Raw genomic sequence first — 18,267 nt, forward strand, 5'->3', positions numbered from 1 at the left:
GCGATGAAAAAGAATCTGCCTATCCTGCTCGCGCTGGTTGCGCTCGTCGTGCTCGGCCTCGTGCGCTACGAGCATTTCGCGTCGGCGTACAACATCACTTCCTTCTGGCGCTACAACTCGATGTTCGCGCTGATCTCGGTCGGCATGGCGTTCGTGATCATCACGGGCGGCATCGACTTGTCGGTGGGAACGGTCGCGGCCATGTCGAGCGTCGTGGCGGCACTGGCAAGCGCGCACGGAGGCTGGGTCGCCGTGGTCGCGGGTTGCGCGGCCGGGCTTGCCGTCGGCGTGCTGAATGGAGTCATCATCACGCGGCTGAAGATTCTGCCCTTCATCGTGACGCTCGCGACGAGCCTCGGCGCGCACGGCGTCGCGTTGCTGCTCGGCAAGAACGATGCAGTGTCGATCGCGTCGGATTCGAATTTCGCGAATTTCGGCCAAGGCGATCTGTTCGGCTTGCCGATTCCCGGGATCGTCGCCGCGCTGGTCGCCGTGGCCGGCTGGCTCGCGCTGCGTAGCACGCGCTTCGGGCGGCATTCGCTCGCCATCGGCGGAAGTGAGGAAGCAGCGCGGCTGATGGGCCTGAACGTGGACCGCACGCTCGTGATGGCCTACGCGGTCAGCGGCCTGCTTGCCGGCATGGCGGGCGTGATCCTGGCCGCGCAGTTCGGCGCGGGGCAGCCGAACGAGGGCGTCGGCTGGGAGTTGTTCGCGATCTCCGCAGTGGTGCTCGGCGGCACATTGCTCACGGGCGGAGAAGGCTCGATTGCGATGACGATTGCCGGCGTGTTGCTGCTCGGCCTCGTCTTCAATCTGCTGAACTTCGAGAACGGCCTCGGGTTCATCAGCTTGTCGGCGTACTGGCAATCGGTGATTCGGGGCGTGTTTCTGCTGCTCGTCATCGTTTTGCAAGCGAGAGTGTTGAAGCAGCGGGGCAACAAGCGGATTGAGGCAGCCGCGCAGAGTTAGGCGCGATGGACGGGCCAGAGAGCGGCGCCAAGCTGCCGCCAGGCCGCTCCACACTGCTTTTTTCTGGCGCGTTTGCCTGCTTTATCGGCAGGGTCTATGCTGCGCCGCATGGCAGGTTTCGGTATTATCCCGAAAATGTTGGCCGCGCGGCGCACCTACCCGGCGCAAGCCGACAGCCAATGGCGACCGCCCTGCGCGGCGTTCGCTCATCGCCGTACCCGTGGTGAAGCGCGGCTGCCATCACGCCAGGTTTTCCCGCCGCCGATTGGACTTAGATCTCACCCAGATCAGGCGCGGGCGCTTTCAAACCAGTAATCCGCTCGATGACCGCAGGCCGATAACCGTCGCCTGGACTGCTGTATCGGTGCCAGCGGCAATGCTTTTGGCCGCGCTTCTGGCGGCGCTTGTCTCTGTATTTGTCGCGCCCTATCGCCCGCGCCACGGCCCATCGGCTGCGGGCGCGGTAAAATAATGGATTGCGCGCACTTCCCGTTCGCGGGTGAGCGCAGCATCGCCCTTGCCGTGCCGGCCGGCTTGAACGACTGGCCGCCTTTGTTTTCGCACTATCCAAGAAGCCATGAGCAACCTCAATTCACAAACCGTCCTGAGCGTCCATCACTGGACCGATACGCTTTTCAGCTTCACCTGCACGCGCGATCCGTCGTTCCGTTTCGAAAACGGCCAGTTCACGATGGTGGGCCTCGAAGTCGATGGCAAGCCGCTGATCCGCGCTTACAGCCTCGCAAGTGCGAACTACGAAGAACATCTCGAATTCCTGAGCATCAAGGTGCAGGACGGCCCGCTCACGTCGCGTTTGCAGCATTTGAAGGTGGGCGACCAGGTGCTGATCGGCAAAAAGCCGGTCGGTACGCTGATGGCCGACAACCTGCTGCCGGGCAAGACGCTGTGGCTGTTGTCCACGGGCACGGGCCTCGCGCCGTTCATGTCGATCATCAAAGATCCGGACATCTACGACCGTTACGAGCGCGTGGTTCTCACGCACACCTGCCGTTTCGTCGACGAGCTGGCGTACAAGGAATACATCACCGACCACCTGCCGGCGCACGAGCACCTCGGCGAACTGGTGCAGGAAAAGCTGCTGTATTACCCCACCGTCACGCGTGAGCCGTTCCAGAACCGTGGCCGCATTACCGAACTGATCGAAACCGAAAAGCTGTTCGCCGACCTCGGCGTGCCCGGCTTCTCGCTCGAAGACGACCGTGTGATGCTCTGCGGCAGCCCGCACATGCTGCGCGACACGCGCAAACTGCTTGACGACCTGGGCTTCCAGGAAGGCAGCAACAACGCGCCGGGCCACTACGTGGTTGAAAAAGCGTTTGTCGGTTAAGACGACTGTCGCGGCCGCGCCGCAAGTCGCGTAAAAGGAGCCTTCTGGCTCCTTTTTTTTCGTGGTTACAATTAGGCGTCACACATTTGACGTTTAATGTCGGAATTCTTCCTACAAAAGCGCTCGTGACCGGGGTCAGTCATTGCTGTCAATATTGGCGCTAACCCTTGGTGCGCCTGTATTTTTCGTCTTTTTAAGATATGATCGCGGCGCACCGGCGGTGGACTTTGTTGCGGCTCATGGTGCGCCCCGCTTGTTACTGAATGTAAATTTCGTTACGTTTGCGGTAGTGAATTTGCCTCGCGCTTTTTTCGATACGGGCCGTCCGGGGTGTACCGAGACCTTATGCATTCTTTCGTTTTTGCGGCGCCGATGCGCCACTCTGTCGTTGTCCGCGCCGCTTGCTGAGAGAAAGTCATGGATACGTCGACTGTCGTCCGATTAACCGCCCATTCGCCAACGCCGTTGCTGCGCGGCGGTTTCGACGCGAGCGGTGAAACCGCTGCGTCGGCTGAGCGCGAATTGGCGCGGCTGCGCGCTCGGGTGCGTGAGCTTTCCACGGAACTCCTCAGGGCGCAGGAAGCGGCTTGCCGCCACGTTGCGCGCGAACTGCACGACGGCGTGGGCGCCGAGTTGACCGCAACGCGCTTTGCGCTCGCCGGCGTGCAAACATGGTTGCCCGCCGACGCTCCCGCACAATGCTCGGCCGCGCTCGCCGTCGCGAACCGCTCGCTCGACGCCGTCTGCACTGCAACGCGGCAGGCTGTGGCGGAACTGCACGCACCGGCGCTGGAAGCGGGCATCGTCGGCGCGCTTTCGCAATGGACCGGTGATTTCGCCGCACGCACGCAGTTGCGCACGAGTTTCGTCTGCGCGGCCGACGTCCGTCTCACGCGGCTACCCGGCGACGCGGCGCTAGCCGTGTTTCGCGTCGCGCAGGAAGCGCTCAACAACATCGCCAAACATGCACGCGCCCAATCCGCCGACGTACGCATCGAGACAAGCCGCCGCCATCTCACGCTGATAGTCAGCGACGACGGCATCGGCGTTTCGCGCAACGCCCAGCGGCGCAGTGGCCATTTCGGCCTGAGCGGAATGAAGGCGCGTTGCGCCGCATTCGACGGCACGCTGCGCGTGACTGCACGGCGCGACAAGAACGACGGTTCGCGCAGTAACAGCGGCGAAGGCTCGCGCGGCACGCTCGTGCGTGCGCGCTTCGCGTGGGACGCGATGCTCGCGGACGGGTACGCCGCCGGACTGCGCGCGGTGCAATCGTGAGCGAGCCGTCATGAGTCTGCGCATCCTGCTCGCCGACGATCACGCCGTGGTCCGCCAGGGCGTGCGTCAATTACTGCTCGACCGCGGCGTGGCGCGCGAGGTCACCGAGGCGCAAACCGGCGCCGAAGCGCTCGACGCCGTCGCCAGCCAGAACTACGACGTGGTGTTGCTCGACATTTCGCTGCCGGACATGAACGGCGTGGAAGTACTCAAGCGCCTGAAGCGCAAGGCGCCGCGCGTGGCGGTGCTGATGTTCTCGATGTACCGCGAGGATCAGTATGCGGTGCGCGCGCTGAAGGCCGGCGCTGCAGGCTATCTGTCGAAGACCGTCGACGCCGCGCAGATGATCGGCGCGATCCAGCAGGTCGCCGCGGGCCGCAAGTATGTGAGCCCGGCGATGGCGGAGGCGCTGGCCGATTACGTCTCTTTCGACGGCGAACAGTTGCCGCACGAAAAGCTCTCCGACCGCGAATACCAGACGCTGTGCATGCTCGCTTCGGGCAAACGGCTGACCGACATCGCCGAAGCACTGTCGCTGTCGGTGAAAACGGTGAGCGTGTACCGCACCCGTCTGCTCGAGAAGATGAAGCTGCGCAACAACGCGGAACTCACTTTCTACGTGATGAGCAACCGCCTCGTCGACCTGAATCCGGCGATGGCAGGCTGAACCGCGGCTTGTTATCGTTCTTGCCGGTTCTTTCTCGCTTTCGTCGCCCCCTTCCGACGTTGAGCAATTAACCGGCGATCACGCCAGTCCAATAGCGCGTCCCAAAAAGGTGCATAGCGCGCGCATCCGCTAAAATTGCGGGTTTCCCCGACATTCGGCGCGCGACGCGCGTGCACTACTGGAGACCCCCGCCAATGTCCCTCTTCCGCAAAAAGAGCGTCGAGCACATGATCGCAACGAGCGCTCAGAATGCCGGCCTCAAAAAAGCGCTCGGCGCGCTCGATCTCACGTTTCTCGGCGTCGGCGCCATCATCGGCACCGGCATTTTTGTGCTCACGGGCACGGGCGCCGTGCAGGCAGGCCCTGCGCTGATGGTCTCGTTTCTGATCGCCGCCGTGGCCTGCGGCTTTGCCGCGCTGGCATATGCCGAGTTCGCGTCGACCATTCCGGTCGCGGGCTCTATCTACACCTATTCGTACGCGACGCTCGGCGAACTGGCCGCGTGGATCATCGGCTGGGATTTGATGCTTGAATATGGGCTCGCCACCTCGGCTGTGTCCGTTGGCTGGTCGGGGTACTTGCAATCGCTGCTGTCGGGCTTTGGCGTCTCGCTGCCCGTCGCACTGACGGCGGCGCCCGGCGCGCTCCCTGGTCACGAAACGCTCTTCAATCTGCCCGCGTTCCTCGTGATGATGGCGATTACCGCCCTGTTGTCGGTGGGCGTGCGCGAATCCGCGCGGATCAACAACATCATGGTCGCGATCAAGGTGGTCGTGGTGCTGCTGGTGATCGCCGTGGGCGTATTTCACGTGACGCCGGCCAACTGGCATCCGTTTATGCCAAACGGCTGGAACGGCGTGTTCGGCGCGGCGGCGGTGATGTTCTTCGCGTTCATCGGCTTCGACTCGGTGTCATCCGCCGCCGAAGAGGTCAAAAACCCGAAGCGCGATCTGCCCATCGGCATCATTGCGTCGCTCGGCGTGTGCGCGGTGTTGTACGTGGCGGTCGCGGCAGTCGTGACCGGCATCGTGCCGTCGGCGCAGTTCGCGAACATTTCGCATCCGGTGTCGTACGCTTTGCAGGTGGCGGGGCAAAAGTGGGTGGCGGGCTTTATCGACCTTGGCGCGGTACTCGGCATGCTCACCGTGATTCTGGTTATGGCTTACGGCCAGACCCGCGTGATCTTCGCGATGTCGCGCGACGGCTTGCTGCCCGCGCGGCTCTCGCGCGTGCATCCGCGCTTCGCGACGCCGTTTTTCACCACATGGCTCGTCGGCATTTTCTTCGGGCTGATCGGGGCGCTGGTGCCGCTGAATGTGCTGGCCGAATTGATCAACATCGGCACGCTCGCCGCATTCTCGATGGTGTCGATTGCGGTTCTCGTCTTGCGTAAGACGCATCCTGAATTGCCACGGGCGTTTCGCTGCCCGGGTGTGCCGGTGGTGCCGGTGCTCGCCGTCGCGTCGTGTGTGTTTTTGATGGCGAATCTGCAAGCCGTGACGTGGGTCGCCTTTGTAGTGTGGCTTCTGATCGGAATGGTGATTTATTTCGGCTACTCGCGGCGTCGGTCGCATCTGGCCAGATAACGGGTGGTTGCTGAGGGCGGGCAAAAAACCCCTCATAGCGCGCCCGCCCGATTTGTGCTTTACTTTTCGGCAGACTCATAAAAACCGCAGCACCCTAATCGGGCCCATGAAGGCAGGCTGAAGGCGAAAACAAAACGGTCCGGTTTCACCCCATAAGGAGACGACTTCATGGCGATCAGCATCAGTCTGACGGTGAACGGCGCGCCCATCAGCGCTTCAGTCGAGCCCGGCACCCTGCTTGTGCAGTTCCTTCGCGATCAGCTCCGACTCACCGGCACGCACGTCGGCTGCGATACGGCCCAATGCGGCGCATGCACCGTCCACCTCGACGGCCGCGCAATCAAATCCTGCAATATCCTCGCGGCCCAGGCGGACGGAGCGCAGATCACCACCATTGAAAGCCTCGCCAAAGACGGCGCGCTGCATCCAATGCAAGCGGCCTTTAAACACTGTCACGGCCTGCAGTGCGGCTTCTGTACACCCGGCATGGTGATGAGCGCGATCTCGCTCGTGCAGCGTCAGCCAGACCTCACCGGCGAAGACGTCCGCACGCAACTCGACGGCAATCTCTGCCGCTGCACTGGCTACCACAACATCGTCAAGGCAGTGCTCGAGGGCGCCGAAGGGATGAAGTCCTCCGGCACAGCCAACGCCACCGCAAATGCCGATGCGAATGCATCGGCAAACGCCAACGCAGCGGCCACCGCCTGAGGAGCCGACGATGAACGCACCCGAAACTCACAGCCTGATCGGCGCTTCCGTCGAACGTAAGGAAGACTACCGGTTTCTGACCGGCAACGGCCAGTACACCGACGACATCCTGCTACCGCAGCAAACCTACGCAGTGTTCCTGCGCTCGCCGCACGCGCACGCGAAGATCAACAGCATCGACACGACCGCGGCGAAACAGTCGCCGGGTGTGGTCGCGATCTTTACCGGCGCGGACATGGCTGCGGAAAACGTCGGCGGCCTGCCGTGCGGCTGGTTGATCCACAGCACCGACGGCAAGCCGATGAACGAGCCGCCGCATCCGATCATCGCGCATACGAAAGTGCGGCACGTCGGCGATCAGGTCGCACTCGTGATCGCCGATTCGATCAAGGCCGCGAAAGATGCCGCCGAACTGATCGAAGTCGACTACGACGTTCTGCCCGCTGTGGTCGATACCGCGCATGCAGCCGATGCAGGCCAGCCGGCCGTTCACGACGAAGTGCCGGACAACGTCTGCTACAACTGGGGCCACGGCGACAAAGCCGCGACCGACGCCGCCTTCGCCAAGGCCGCGCACGTCACGACGCTCGACATCGTGAACAACCGCCTCGTGCCGAACGCGATCGAGCCGCGCGCCGTGAATGCCAGCTATTCGTCGCAGGACGACAGCTACACGCTTTACGTCGCCAATCAGAATCCGCACGTCGAGCGTCTACTCATGGCCGCTTTCGTGTTGTCGTTGCCCGAGTCGAAATTGCGCGTGATCGCGCCGGACGTCGGCGGCGGCTTCGGTTCGAAAATTTTCCTCTATGCGGAAGACGTCGCGCTGACATGGGCGTCGAAGAAAATTCGCCGCCCCGTGAAATGGACCGCCGAGCGCTCCGAAGCTTTCCTGTCGGATGCGCATGGCCGCGACCATGTGACAAAAGCCGAGTTGGCAATGGATGCCGACGGCAAGTTCCTCGCCATGCGCATTCACACCATCGCGAACATGGGCGCGTATCTGTCCACGTTCGCTTCGAGCGTGCCGACCATCCTCTACGCGACGCTGCTCGCAGGCCAGTACGCGACGCCCGCGATCTACGCGGAAGTGAAAGCCGTTTTCACCAACACCGTTCCCGTCGATGCGTATCGCGGCGCGGGCCGTCCGGAAGCGACCTATGTGGTAGAGCGTCTGGTCGAGACTGCCGCGCGCGAGATGAAGCTCGACCCGGCGGAAATTCGCCGCCGCAATTTCATCCGCGAATTTCCTTATGCGACGCCGGTCGGCCTCACCTACGACACCGGCGACTACGAGACGATCCTCGCGCGCTCGCTCGAACTCGCCGATGTGAAAGGCTTCGAAGCGCGCCGGCAGGAATCCGAACGGAACGGCAAGCGGCGTGGCCTGGGTTACTCGTGCTACATCGAAGCATGCGGACTCGCACCGTCGAATATTGCCGGCGCGTTGGGCGCTCGCGCGGGCCTCTTCGAAGTCGGGCAGATTCGCGTGCATCCGACCGGTTCGGTCACCGTATTCACCGGCTCGCATAGTCACGGCCAAGGTCACGAAACGACCTTCGCGCAAGTGGTCGCGGACCGGCTCGGTCTTCCGCTCGAAAGCGTCGAGATCGTGCACGGCGACACCGGCCGCATTCCGTTCGGCATGGGCACGTATGGCTCACGCTCGATCGCGGTGGGCGGCTCGGCGATCATGAAGGCGCTCGACAAGATCGAAACCAAGGCGAAGAAAATCGCCGCGCATCTGCTCGAAGCCGCGACGGAAGACATAGAGTTCAAAGACGGCGTGTTCCGGGTCGCGGGCACGGATCGCACCAAGGCCTTCGCCGAAATTTCGCTCGCTGCTTACGTGCCGCACAACTATCCGCTCGACGTGCTCGAACCCGGCTTGGAAGAAAGCGCGTTCTACGATCCGAGCAATTTCACGTATCCATCCGGCGCGTACATCTGCGAAGTGGAAGTCGATCCGGATACCGGCGTGTGCCGGATCCAGCGGTTCACCGCGGTGGACGATTTCGGCAACGTGATCAATCCGATGATCGTGGAAGGCCAGGTTCATGGCGGACTCGGTCAAGGCATCGGGCAAGCCATGCTCGAACGCTGCGTGTACGACAACGAGAGCGGTCAACTGCTGTCGGGCTCGTATATGGACTATGCAATGCCGCATGCGTCGGACCTTCCCGACTTCACCGTGGAAACCGCGAAGGGCACGCCGTGCACACACAATCCGCTCGGCGTCAAAGGCTGTGGCGAAGCGGGCGCGATCGGTTCGCCGCCGGCGGTGATCAACGCGATCATCGACGCGCTCGCGCCCTTGGGCGTGACCGATCTGCAAATGCCGGCAACGCCACATCGCGTATGGTCGGCGATTCACGCCGTCAAGCAGGCAGCCCATTGAGACCCTGAGCGGAGCATTCGACATGTATTCATTCGAGTATCAACGCGCGACGGATCCGCAAGCGGCCGCCGCAGCCATTTCTGCCGACAGCGACGCCAAGTTCCTCGCCGGCGGTCAGAGCCTGTTGCCCACCATGCGGCTGCGTCTCGCGCAGCCATCGCGACTGATCGACGTGACGCGCATTCCCGCGCTCAAGTCGATCGACGTCGACGCAAATCTGGTCACGATCGGCGCGGCCGTCTGCCATGCGGACGTCGCCGATCACGCCGAATTGCGGCGTGTGTCGCCGGCGCTCGCGGATCTCGCCGCGCATATCGGGGACCGCCAGGTGCGCGCGCTCGGCACGCTGGGCGGCTCGCTTGCCAACAACGATCCCGCCGCGTGCTATCCGGCTGCTGCAATGGGATTGGACGCAACCATCGTCACGCAGCGTCGGCGCATTGCATCGAACGACTTTTTCGTCGGCATGTACGAGACGGCACTGGAACCGGACGAGTTGATCGTCTCCGTCGAATTTCCGGTTCCCGAGCGCGCCGCCTACGAGAAATTCCGCAATCCGGCGTCGCATTTCGCGCTCGTCGGCGTGTTCGTCGCGAAGTTCGCAAGCGGCGTGCGTGTTGCGGTGACGGGCGCGGCGGCGTCGGTCTTTCGTGTGCCCGAACTGGAAAGCGCGTTGTCGGCGAACTTCACGCCGGAGTCGGCGCGAGCGGTCAGTGTGCCGTCGGCGAATCTGAACGACGACATGCACGCGAGCGCCGAGTATCGCGCGCATCTGATCCCCGTTCTGGCGGCGCGAGCGGTAGCGAAGGCAAACGCTTAGTCTTGCTTGCTATTGGCTGCTGACGTGTCGAGCGTGTAGCTCGCGCACGTCAGTCGCTCGCACACGTCAGTCGCTCGCATTCGCCAGCGCATGCTATATCGCGCAACGAACGCGCTTCACGTTTCATTGACGCTGCATTTGACGAGCAGACAGCGCGCAGATTCAGGAACGCCATGCACCCCGTTTCAATCGACGACACCCTCGCGCAACTCGCCGCTCAGAACTACTTCGCGAGCCGCGAGCTTGCGACTGCGTTGTATCTCGCGCTGCGTATGGACCGGCCGTTGTTCGTCGAAGGCGAGCCGGGCGTCGGCAAGACGGAACTTGCGAAGGCCGCCGCCGGCATGCTCGATACGTCGATGCTGCGGCTGCAATGTTATGAAGGGCTCGACACGGCCAGCGCGCTATACGAATGGGACTATCCGCGGCAGATCATGGCGTTGCGTCTTGCGGAAGCCGCCGGTCGACGGCCCGATAACGACACCCTGTATCGCGGCGAATTCCTGCTCAAGCGTCCGTTGTTGCAAGCGCTGATGCCCGACGAAAATCATCCGGGCGCGCGGCGCGTGCTGCTGATCGACGAAATCGACCGCGCAGATGAACCGTTCGAAGCGTTCCTGCTCGAACTGCTCTCCGACTTCCAGGTGTCGATTCCCGAGTACGGCACCGTGCGCGCAACGCAACCGCCGCTCGTCGTGATGACGTCGAACCGCACGCGCGAAGTGCACGACGCGTTGAAGCGCCGTTGTCTCTATCAGTGGATCGGCTATCCGGAGCGCGATCGCGAGCTTGAAATTGTCGCGGCGCGTGCGCCGAAGACATCGGCGGAGTTGCAGCGGCGCGCGGTCGATTTCGTGCACCGTCTGCGCGGCATGGACCTGTTCAAGGCGCCGGGTATCGCCGAAACAATCGACTGGTGCCGCGCGCTCGAAGCACTGTCGGTCACGGAACTCGATCCACAATCGGTGCAGAACACGCTCGGCGTACTGCTCAAGTATCAGGACGATCTGGCGCGTGTCGACGCGGATCAGATCGCGCAATGCCTCGCCGCGCCGGGGTAGCGGGCATGACGACGCGACCCTCCGCAGACGAACCAGCGCCGCTTCCTGCCGGGACGCCAACGCTCGCTCGCAACGTGGTGCATTTCGTGCGCGTGCTGCGCGGCGCGGGCCTGCCGATGTCGCCCGCACACGCCGTCGATGCGCTCGCCGCGCTGCACTGGATCGACTTGAGTCGCCGTGACGACGTGCGCGCAGCGCTAGCCGCATCGCTCGTCTCCGCGCCCGACGAGCGCGAGCTTTTCAACGCCGCGTTCGATCTGTTCTGGCGAGATCCGGATTGGGAAGGGAAGCTGCGTGCACTGCTTCTGCCGAAAGTCCGCGACGGCCTTCCGCCGCCAAGACGCAACAACCGTCTCGCCGACGCGCTGGCGGTCCGCGCGCCGCCCTCGCCGCAGACGCACAGCCCGCAGGAAACCGAGCGGCAGGAATTGCGCGCGCACGTCACCTTCAGCGCGGAAGAGCGGCTGCGTCATCGCGATTTCGACACCCTCTCCGCCGATGAATGGCGCACACTGCGCCATCTGATCCGCGCTCAGCGTCTGCCGCTTGCGAAGGAGCCGACACGCCGCCTCAAGGCCGCGTCGCATGGCACGCATGCGGACCTGCGCGCGAGCGCGCGGCAGGCGGTGCGCGCGGGCGGCGACTGGACCGTCTGGAAATATCGCGCGGTGGTCGAGCGCAAGCCGCCGCTGGTTCTGATGCTCGACATATCCGGTTCGATGAGCAGTTATTCGCGCGCGGTGCTGTATTTCTGCCACGCGCTCGTGCAGTCGCGTGAACGCCTGCAGGTTTTTCTGTTCGGCACACGCCTTACCAACGCGACCCGCGCATTGCGCGAGCGCGATCCGGATGTGGCGATTGCCGCGCTCACCGAACAGGTCGTCGACTGGTCGGGCGGCACGAGAATCGGCGCGGCGCTCGCTGAATTCAACCGGCGCTGGGCGCGGCGCGTGCTGACCGGTCGCGCAACGGTGCTGCTCGTGACCGACGGCCTCGATCACGAAGCGATCGACGTCCTCCAGCTGGAAATGGCCCGTCTGCGCCGCTTCGCGCACCGTATCGTATGGCTTAATCCGCTGCTGCGTTTCAGCGGCTTTTCTCCGAAGGCGCGCGGCGTGCAGGCGATTCTGCCCTACGTCGACGCGCATCGTCCGGTTCATAATCTAGACAGCCTGGCCGCATTCGGCCGCGACCTCGCGCAACTCACGCGCGCGCCGCGTCGGGAAGTTGCTGCCACGTCAACCGCAGGAGCAAGTCCATGGAACTGACCGAAACTCATACGCTGCCGGTTTCGCAGCAGCGTACGTGGGATGCGCTGAACGACACCGAGGTTTTGCGCGCCTGCATTCCGGGCTGCGAAAGCATCGACCCGGACGGCGAGAATGCGTACCTGGTGGCGTTGAGCGCCGCGGTCGGCCCGGTCAAGGCGCGCTTCAAAGGCCGCATGCAACTGACCGATATCGACGCGCCCAACGCGTACAACATCGTGTTCGAAGGCCAGGGCGGCGCGGCTGGCTTCGCGAAAGGCAACGCGCGAGTCACGCTCGAATCCGACGGCGAAGCAGCGACGAAGCTCAGCTATACCGCGAACGCGCAGGTCGGCGGGAAGCTCGCGCAGATCGGCTCGCGGCTCGTCGATGGCGCGGCGCGCAAGATCGCCGGCGAGTTTTTCAAGCGCTTCGGCGCGCGATTCGATGGCGAAGGCGCCGGTGCCGTCAGCGATGAAAACCCTGAAGATGCCGGCGGCGCTGCAGCCGCCGACGCGGAGGGGCACAATACGGCATCGACCGAGGCCGCGGACGGCGAGTCCGGCGGCGATGCAACGAAGAGGAAGAAATCATGGACAGCGTGGATCTCGAAGTCCTGAAATCCAGTGCACGTTGGCTGGAAGAGGGACATCGCGCGCTACTGGTGACGGTGGTGAAAACGTGGGGCTCGTCGCCACGCCCCGAGGGCGCGATGCTCGCGGTGCGCGACGACGGACTCGTAGTCGGCTCGGTGTCGGGCGGCTGCATCGAAGACGACCTGATCGATCGCGTGCGGCAGCGTGGCATCGAGCAGGCGCATCCCGAGGCCGTGAAATACGGCATCTCGGCAGAAGAGGCGCATCGCTTCGGACTGCCTTGTGGCGGCACGATCCAATTGGTGCTCGAACCGTTGACGCCGCAAAGCGGTATCGCCGAACTCTGCAATGCCGTGGAAGAAGGCCGCCTCGTAGCGCGCGAACTGAACATGAATTCGGGTGAGGCGCGGCTCGGCAAAGCGCTCGCAACAGACGGCGTGCTTTTCGACGGCGAGCGTCTATTGACGATTCACGGTCCGCGTTACCGCATGCTCGTAATCGGCGCGGGACAGTTGTCGCGCTATCTGTGCAATATTGCCGTGGGTCTCGACTATCAGGTGACGGTCTGCGACCCGCGCGAGGAATACACCGAAGAGTGGAACATCCCCGGCACGAAGATCGTACGGACCATGCCGGACGACACCGTGCTCGACATGAAGCTCGATGAGCGCTGCGCGGTCATTGCGCTCACACACGACCCGAAGCTCGACGATCTCGCACTGATGGAAGCGCTCAAGACGCCGGCGTTCTACGTCGGCGCGCTGGGTTCGAGGCGCAATAATCAGGCGCGTCGCGAGCGGCTCAAAGAGTTCGACCTGAGCGACACGGAACTGGCGCGATTGCATGGGCCCGTCGGCATTTACATCGGCAGCCGCACGCCGCCTGAAATCGCAGTGTCGATTCTCGCCGAAGTGACGGCGGCGAAAAACGGCGTTTCGTTGCCGACGCTGCTGCAGGTCGAGGGTGCGAAGGCAGCGCGCGAGATTGCGGCGTCCGGCGGGGAAGCCTGTAGCGCGTAGTCGTCTGAACACCCCGGGCGTTCAGCCACATGGCTGGCGCAACGCCCGGCGGCTTACATCATTCCGCAAACCACGGCGGCAATCACCGATCCGCCGATCAGCACCACGCCCACCACACGGCGCTTGTTCAGTTCGGTCCACAACAGCACGCCGGTCAGCGAAAGCAGGATCAGCGAGCCGGCGATCGTATCGACCAGCAGCATCCATCCGATGCTCAAGCCCACGCCCTTGTGCAGATTGGTCATCGTCGCGAGGAAGGAATTCTGCGTGCGTTTGACCGCGACGAAGCCGTTGCCGACCCAGTACTCGGCTTGAACGTTCTGCGTGGGCGCGGCGAACGCAATCTGCCAGAACTCGGGCTGAATCGTGCTGCGATCGCCCCAAGCCACGGGATGCGCCGGCTCGCGCTTCATCCTGCCAGGCTTACCGTCGATCTTCAGTTCGCCCTTGAGCCACTTCGCCATGTCCATCGGCGAATGAAACGGCTTTTCGGGCACGGCCATTTGCAACTCTTCGACCTGCGGTTGCCCGGTCGACACCTTCATCGGCCCCGCGCGATGGTTCAGCAGGAAGCCGGTTGCGCCGAACAGGAGTCCGAGCACCGCGCCCCACAAGCCAACCCAGCCATGCACTTTGCGCAGCCACTTAATGAAGTTCGCGCGCCGCGAACGCTGACGCCGTGCCGCCTGCTCTGCGTCGTCCATCAGATGATGGCCGGGCCGCTGTTCATGGGCGACATATCGCGAAGCGCCATTGGCAGCAGGTTTCATATCGATCGAATCAGGCGCGTTCACATCATGCTCCAGGCACGGCAGGTTAAGCCGCCGACCGCGCGCAGACAGGAGCGCGCTCAGAGACGGGCGGCGACGGAATTTCTGAAGGAGAGAGCGGACAGCTCCGGCTTGCGGTCCAGAGCCGTCCTGTTGAGAGGCTGGCTGGCAGTCACAGAGGAGGAGAAATGTGACAGGAAGCTGGCGATGCCCTTCAATTGAGAATGGCTATCATTACACAACTGGCGCTTTTGCTCAATCGCGGCAAAAAGCTCACACCGGCCACAAAGGCCCTTCCTGCATCGCGCCGAGTTGCTCGCGCATTTCGAGGATGCGATCTTCCCAATAACGTTGCGTGTTGAACCACGGAAACGCTGCCGGAAACGCCGGATCGTCCCAACGGCGTGCGAGCCACGCCTGGTAATGAATCAGCCGTAACGTGCGCAGCGCTTCGACCAGATGCAGTTCGCGCGGCTCGAAGTCGCAGAAGTCTTCGTAACCGGAGAGGAGATCCGTCAGCGCGCGCGATGCCTCCGCGCGCTCGCCGGGCAGCAGCAGCCACAGGTCCTGCACGGCCGGACCCATGCGGCTGTCGTCGAAGTCGACGAAATGCGGGCCCGCGTCGGTCCACAACACGTTGCTCGGATGACAGTCGCCGTGCATGCGGAGCATGCGGATCTCGCCGGCCCGCTCGAATGCACGCTCCACGCCTTCCAGCGCCAGATTGACGACAGTTTCCCAGGCAGCGCGCACGTCGTCGGGTATGAAGCGGTGCGCGAGCAGGAAATCGCGCGGTTCATAGCCGAACGTCTGACTGTCGAGCGTGGGACGCTCAGTGTAGTCGTGCGTCTGCCCAACCGCGTGAATGCGGCCGATGAAACGCCCAAGCCATTCAAGCGTATCTCGCCGGTCGAGATCGGGCGCGCGTCCGCCGCGGCGCTCGAAGATCGAGAAACGGAAACCATCGAAGGTATGCAGCGTGCGGCCCTCGTACGCACGCGCCGGCACAGCGGGAATCTCCCGCGCGGCCAGTTCGGCAACGAACGCGTGTTCTTCGAGAATGGCGGCGTCGCTCCAGCGCTCAGGACGATAGAACTTCGCAACGACGGGCGGGCCGTCTTCGACGCCCACCTGATACACGCGGTTCTCGTAGCTGTTGAGCGGCAACATACGGCCGTCGGTACGTACGCCGACTGTGGCGAGCACGCTGTCGAGCGCGTCGAGCACGATTTCCGGCTGGAGCCGGGCGAAAGGCACGGCGCGGTCTGCGCCGTCCTGTGTATCGAGAATGTCGTTCATGCCCGCATTGTGCGCCGCGCCGCCGTCAAAGACGAGTGCGAGTGAACATGGGGCACGCGTCTGCCGTCACGCGACAGACACGCCAAACGGTAATCGCTTCAATGCATCTGCGCGCTTGACGGACGCACGAGTTCGCCGGTGTCGATAAGGTCTTCGAGGAAAAAGGGTTCAGTGTTCAGCTGCGGCGAAGCGCCGGGCTCGCCGGCATACCACGCCACCATGGCCATGTCGCCGAGAATGCGCATGACGATTCCGCGCGCGCCCTGCGGCACGGCGATATGCACTGATCGGACAATGGAACCGATTTGCATGATGTTTCCCCGTTCTCCCATAGCCGGCTTTATAAGTTCGCGCCGGTCAAGGTGATGATAAAAGCGCCGCTTCGCCGGTAACGTTGCGTACGCACCCAAACAGCTGCGCGTGAATACGCGTGAGAGCTTCGAGTCATTGTTCCCGTTTTGCGGGGCCTTGGAAAGCGGGAACTGAGGGCGCTTCACCCGTCGTTTCGCTTGATTCGTCGAGACGCGCGGCATCGCGACGAGACCATCATAAACCCTCGTGGGCAGAGATATCAAAAACGTGCGGCGTCTGCGCGACGCGTGCGTTGCGGCGCACGCAGGCGCCATTTTCAGCGTATCCTTAACTGTTTTGCACGAGCGTCGTCTCGCGCGTGACGGTCGCCATCGCGCCGCGCCTGATACATCGCTGCCGGTTGTTCATCTGCTTCGTTCCGCCTTCTGCTCTTTGCTCTCTGCCGTGCCCAACACCTCCGACACGCCCTATCTCGAACGCGGCACCCGCGCTTACTGGCGCGCCAGCATCGCATTGCTGTTCGCGGGCTACGCCACGTTCTCGTTGCTCTATTGCGTGCAGCCGCTGCTGCCGTCGTTTTCAGCGGCATTCAACGTGACACCCGCGCAAAGCAGTCTCACGGTCTCGTTGAGTACGGCAGCGCTAGCAGTCGCCATCTTTATGGCCGGCTTCGTCTCCGAAGGCTGGAGCCGTCACAAGCTGATGACGATGTCGCTCACCGTCTCCGCGCTCCTGACCATCGGAGTGTCCATCGCCCCGCAATGGCACCAGTTGCTCGTGCTGCGCGCGCTCGAAGGTCTCGCGCTCGGCGGTGTGCCGGCCGTCGCGATGGCTTATCTCGCGGAAGAAGTGCACCCCGACGGCCTCGGTCTTGCAATGGGTCTCTACGTCGGCGGCACCGCAATAGGCGGCATGGCGGGGCGCGTGATTACGGGCATCGTCGCCGATCTGTTTTCATGGCGCGTTGCAATCGGCACGATTGGCGTGCTCGGCATTCTGTCGATGCTCGCGTTTCGTTCGCTGCTACCGCCGTCGCGCCATTTCGTGCCGCGGCGCGGGCTGGGCTTCACGCATCATCGCAGCGCACTCGTCAGGCAATTCAGGCGGCCGGGTCTGCCCTTGTTGTTCCTGCTTGGCTTCATGCTGATGGGCAGCTTCGTCACGCTGTACAACTACATCGGCTACCGGTTGCTCGCGCCGCCGTACCGGTTGAGTCAAACCGAGATCGGCGCGATCTTCGTGGTGTATCTGACGGGCGTGATCGCCTCACCGTGGTCGGGGCGCATGGCCGACACATTCGGCCGCGCTCGTGTGCTGACGGCAAGCCTGCTGTTGATGGCCCTGGGACTCGCACTCACCATGTTGAGTCCGCTTTCGGCGATTGTCGGCGGCATCGCGTGCGTGACATTCGGCTTCTTCGCCGGACACGCCGTCGCGAGCGGCTGGGTCGGGCGACTCGCCAAAGAGGCGAAAGGCCAGGCGGCCGCGCTGTATCTGCTCGCGTACTACATCGGCTCGAGCCTGGTCGGCTCGTACGGCGGGCACATGTGGGCCGGTTACGGGTGGAACGGCGTTGCTGGACTGGTCTTCGCACTGCTCGTGATCGGCGTGCTGGCGACGCTGAGGTTACGCCGGCTCGACCAGGCCTGAGCGTGACGGGCGAATGTGCGACTGTCTGCATCGCACAGTTCGCCCAGTGATTCACACTGCATTGGAAATCCATAAAAAGTAAGCAGCGCGTAAGCAAACGCTTCACACTTTCTGGCTGAGTTTGCTGCGTCGCGGCAACCGCGGGAAGCCTTGCGGCGACTGGCTTCTACGGATTGCGAATAAACCTTCTGGAAGTAACGGACGCGCCTACGCCGCCTCCGCCGTCACCTATACTCAAATCGAGCGTTGCAGCGTGCGACTCTGAACGAGACCCGCTCATTACGCCGCCAATACAAAAGGAGACGAGTATGACGACCTATTTCACGATCGGCGATTTCATTCTGGTCATTCCGATGGCGCTCGCCGGGGCATTGTTCGTAGGCGCGCTTCCTTGCAAGACGGAATTGCGGCACAACGCGCTGCGCGTGCTGGGCGCCCTGCTCGGCGTAATGTTCGCAGTCGTGCTGGTCGAAGGCTTGCCCGCGCTCGTATAGCAAAAAGCCGCCTGATCGGCGGCTTTCGATTTTCAGTTGCAT

Annotated in this window: 17 protein-coding genes; 14 read left to right on the forward strand and 3 right to left on the reverse strand. The window is 63.3% G+C overall.

Going from position 1 to position 18,267, the window contains the following annotated elements; all coding sequences use genetic code 11:
- Window positions 1-3: 3 nt before the first annotated feature.
- The 12 genes from H281_RS0111255 (at window position 4) to H281_RS0111315 (ending at window position 13,700) form a co-directional block, all read left to right on the forward strand.
- Complete coding sequence (locus tag H281_RS0111255; protein WP_020067213.1) at window positions 4-969, forward strand: ABC transporter permease; 966 nt, start codon at window positions 4-6, stop codon at window positions 967-969.
- Between the two features lie 577 nt (window positions 970-1,546).
- A complete protein-coding gene (locus tag H281_RS0111260; RefSeq protein ID WP_020067214.1) occupies window positions 1,547-2,317 on the forward strand; it encodes a ferredoxin--NADP reductase in 771 nt (256 codons plus the stop codon).
- A gap of 417 nt (window positions 2,318-2,734) precedes the next feature.
- The gene (locus tag H281_RS0111265) at window positions 2,735-3,595 is read left to right on the forward strand and encodes a sensor histidine kinase (protein ID WP_020067215.1); all 861 of its coding nucleotides are present in this window, start codon (window positions 2,735-2,737) and stop codon (window positions 3,593-3,595) included.
- Between the two features lie 10 nt (window positions 3,596-3,605).
- Complete coding sequence (gene rqpR / locus H281_RS0111270) at window positions 3,606-4,262, forward strand: response regulator transcription factor RqpR (RefSeq protein ID WP_020067216.1); 657 nt, start codon at window positions 3,606-3,608, stop codon at window positions 4,260-4,262.
- Between the two features lie 194 nt (window positions 4,263-4,456).
- Window positions 4,457-5,848: an amino acid permease gene (locus tag H281_RS0111275; protein WP_020067217.1), complete on the forward strand. Its 1,392-nt coding sequence runs from the start codon at window positions 4,457-4,459 to the stop codon at window positions 5,846-5,848.
- A gap of 168 nt (window positions 5,849-6,016) precedes the next feature.
- Window positions 6,017-6,559, forward strand: coding sequence for a (2Fe-2S)-binding protein (locus H281_RS0111280; protein ID WP_020067218.1), 543 nt, complete (start codon window positions 6,017-6,019; stop codon window positions 6,557-6,559).
- 10 nt (window positions 6,560-6,569) lie between these two features.
- A complete protein-coding gene (locus tag H281_RS0111285; RefSeq protein WP_020067219.1) occupies window positions 6,570-8,957 on the forward strand; it encodes a xanthine dehydrogenase family protein molybdopterin-binding subunit in 2,388 nt (795 codons plus the stop codon).
- A 22-nt stretch (window positions 8,958-8,979) separates the two neighbouring features.
- Window positions 8,980-9,777 carry an FAD binding domain-containing protein gene (locus tag H281_RS0111290; protein WP_020067220.1) on the forward strand — a complete coding sequence of 266 codons (798 nt, stop codon included), beginning with the start codon at window positions 8,980-8,982 and terminating at the stop codon, window positions 9,775-9,777.
- Window positions 9,778-9,950: 173 nt separating this feature from the next.
- Window positions 9,951-10,838: an AAA family ATPase gene (locus H281_RS0111300; protein WP_020067222.1), complete on the forward strand. Its 888-nt coding sequence runs from the start codon at window positions 9,951-9,953 to the stop codon at window positions 10,836-10,838.
- Between the two features lie 5 nt (window positions 10,839-10,843).
- On the forward strand, window positions 10,844-12,106 hold the full coding sequence (locus H281_RS0111305; protein ID WP_051120945.1) for a vWA domain-containing protein: 1,263 nt from the start codon (window positions 10,844-10,846) through the stop codon (window positions 12,104-12,106).
- Entirely contained in the window at window positions 12,097-12,705 is a 609-nt protein-coding gene (locus H281_RS0111310; RefSeq protein ID WP_020067224.1) for a CoxG family protein, read from the forward strand. The genes H281_RS0111305 and H281_RS0111310 overlap by 10 nt, the downstream gene beginning before the upstream one ends.
- The gene (locus H281_RS0111315) at window positions 12,678-13,700 is read left to right on the forward strand and encodes an XdhC family protein (RefSeq protein WP_020067225.1); all 1,023 of its coding nucleotides are present in this window, start codon (window positions 12,678-12,680) and stop codon (window positions 13,698-13,700) included. Before H281_RS0111310 ends, H281_RS0111315 begins: the two co-directional genes overlap by 28 nt.
- Window positions 13,701-13,753: 53 nt before the next feature.
- Here the strand turns inward: H281_RS0111315 and H281_RS0111320 are convergent, their stop codons facing one another.
- The 3 genes from H281_RS0111320 to H281_RS0111335 form a co-directional block, all read right to left on the reverse strand.
- A complete protein-coding gene (locus H281_RS0111320) occupies window positions 13,754-14,494 on the reverse strand; it encodes a PepSY-associated TM helix domain-containing protein (RefSeq protein WP_020067226.1) in 741 nt (246 codons plus the stop codon).
- 249 nt (window positions 14,495-14,743) lie between these two features.
- On the reverse strand, window positions 14,744-15,769 hold the full coding sequence (locus H281_RS0111330; protein WP_020067228.1) for a serine/threonine protein kinase: 1,026 nt from the start codon (window positions 15,767-15,769) through the stop codon (window positions 14,744-14,746).
- A 98-nt stretch (window positions 15,770-15,867) separates the two neighbouring features.
- A complete protein-coding gene (locus H281_RS0111335) occupies window positions 15,868-16,080 on the reverse strand; it encodes a hypothetical protein (protein ID WP_006050502.1) in 213 nt (70 codons plus the stop codon).
- A 445-nt stretch (window positions 16,081-16,525) separates the two neighbouring features.
- Between H281_RS0111335 and H281_RS0111340 the strand changes: the two genes are divergently transcribed.
- The gene (locus H281_RS0111340) at window positions 16,526-17,731 is read left to right on the forward strand and encodes an MFS transporter (protein ID WP_033379543.1); all 1,206 of its coding nucleotides are present in this window, start codon (window positions 16,526-16,528) and stop codon (window positions 17,729-17,731) included.
- Window positions 17,732-18,039: 308 nt separating this feature from the next.
- Window positions 18,040-18,225 (forward strand): hypothetical protein, encoded by a 186-nt coding sequence (locus H281_RS0111345; protein ID WP_020067230.1) that lies wholly within the window; start codon window positions 18,040-18,042, stop codon window positions 18,223-18,225.
- The last annotated feature ends 42 nt before the right edge of the window (window positions 18,226-18,267 follow it).

This window comes from Paraburkholderia caledonica, assembly GCF_000383275.1.
GTDB classification, from domain to species: Bacteria; Pseudomonadota; Gammaproteobacteria; order Burkholderiales; family Burkholderiaceae; genus Paraburkholderia; species Paraburkholderia caledonica.

Coding starts and splice junctions, on each gene's coding strand:
- H281_RS0111255 (WP_020067213.1), top strand. CDS start 4: ATGAAAAAGAATCTGCCTATCCTGCTCGCGCTGGTTGCGCTCGTCGTG.
- H281_RS0111260 (WP_020067214.1), top strand. CDS start 1,547: ATGAGCAACCTCAATTCACAAACCGTCCTGAGCGTCCATCACTGGACC.
- H281_RS0111265 (WP_020067215.1), top strand. CDS start 2,735: ATGGATACGTCGACTGTCGTCCGATTAACCGCCCATTCGCCAACGCCG.
- rqpR (WP_020067216.1), top strand. CDS start 3,606: ATGAGTCTGCGCATCCTGCTCGCCGACGATCACGCCGTGGTCCGCCAG.
- H281_RS0111275 (WP_020067217.1), top strand. CDS start 4,457: ATGTCCCTCTTCCGCAAAAAGAGCGTCGAGCACATGATCGCAACGAGC.
- H281_RS0111280 (WP_020067218.1), top strand. CDS start 6,017: ATGGCGATCAGCATCAGTCTGACGGTGAACGGCGCGCCCATCAGCGCT.
- H281_RS0111285 (WP_020067219.1), top strand. CDS start 6,570: ATGAACGCACCCGAAACTCACAGCCTGATCGGCGCTTCCGTCGAACGT.
- H281_RS0111290 (WP_020067220.1), top strand. CDS start 8,980: ATGTATTCATTCGAGTATCAACGCGCGACGGATCCGCAAGCGGCCGCC.
- H281_RS0111300 (WP_020067222.1), top strand. CDS start 9,951: ATGCACCCCGTTTCAATCGACGACACCCTCGCGCAACTCGCCGCTCAG.
- H281_RS0111305 (WP_051120945.1), top strand. CDS start 10,844: ATGACGACGCGACCCTCCGCAGACGAACCAGCGCCGCTTCCTGCCGGG.
- H281_RS0111310 (WP_020067224.1), top strand. CDS start 12,097: ATGGAACTGACCGAAACTCATACGCTGCCGGTTTCGCAGCAGCGTACG.
- H281_RS0111315 (WP_020067225.1), top strand. CDS start 12,678: ATGGACAGCGTGGATCTCGAAGTCCTGAAATCCAGTGCACGTTGGCTG.
- H281_RS0111330 (WP_020067228.1), bottom strand. CDS start 15,769: ATGAACGACATTCTCGATACACAGGACGGCGCAGACCGCGCCGTGCCT.
- H281_RS0111335 (WP_006050502.1), bottom strand. CDS start 16,080: ATGCAAATCGGTTCCATTGTCCGATCAGTGCATATCGCCGTGCCGCAG.
- H281_RS0111345 (WP_020067230.1), top strand. CDS start 18,040: ATGACGACCTATTTCACGATCGGCGATTTCATTCTGGTCATTCCGATG.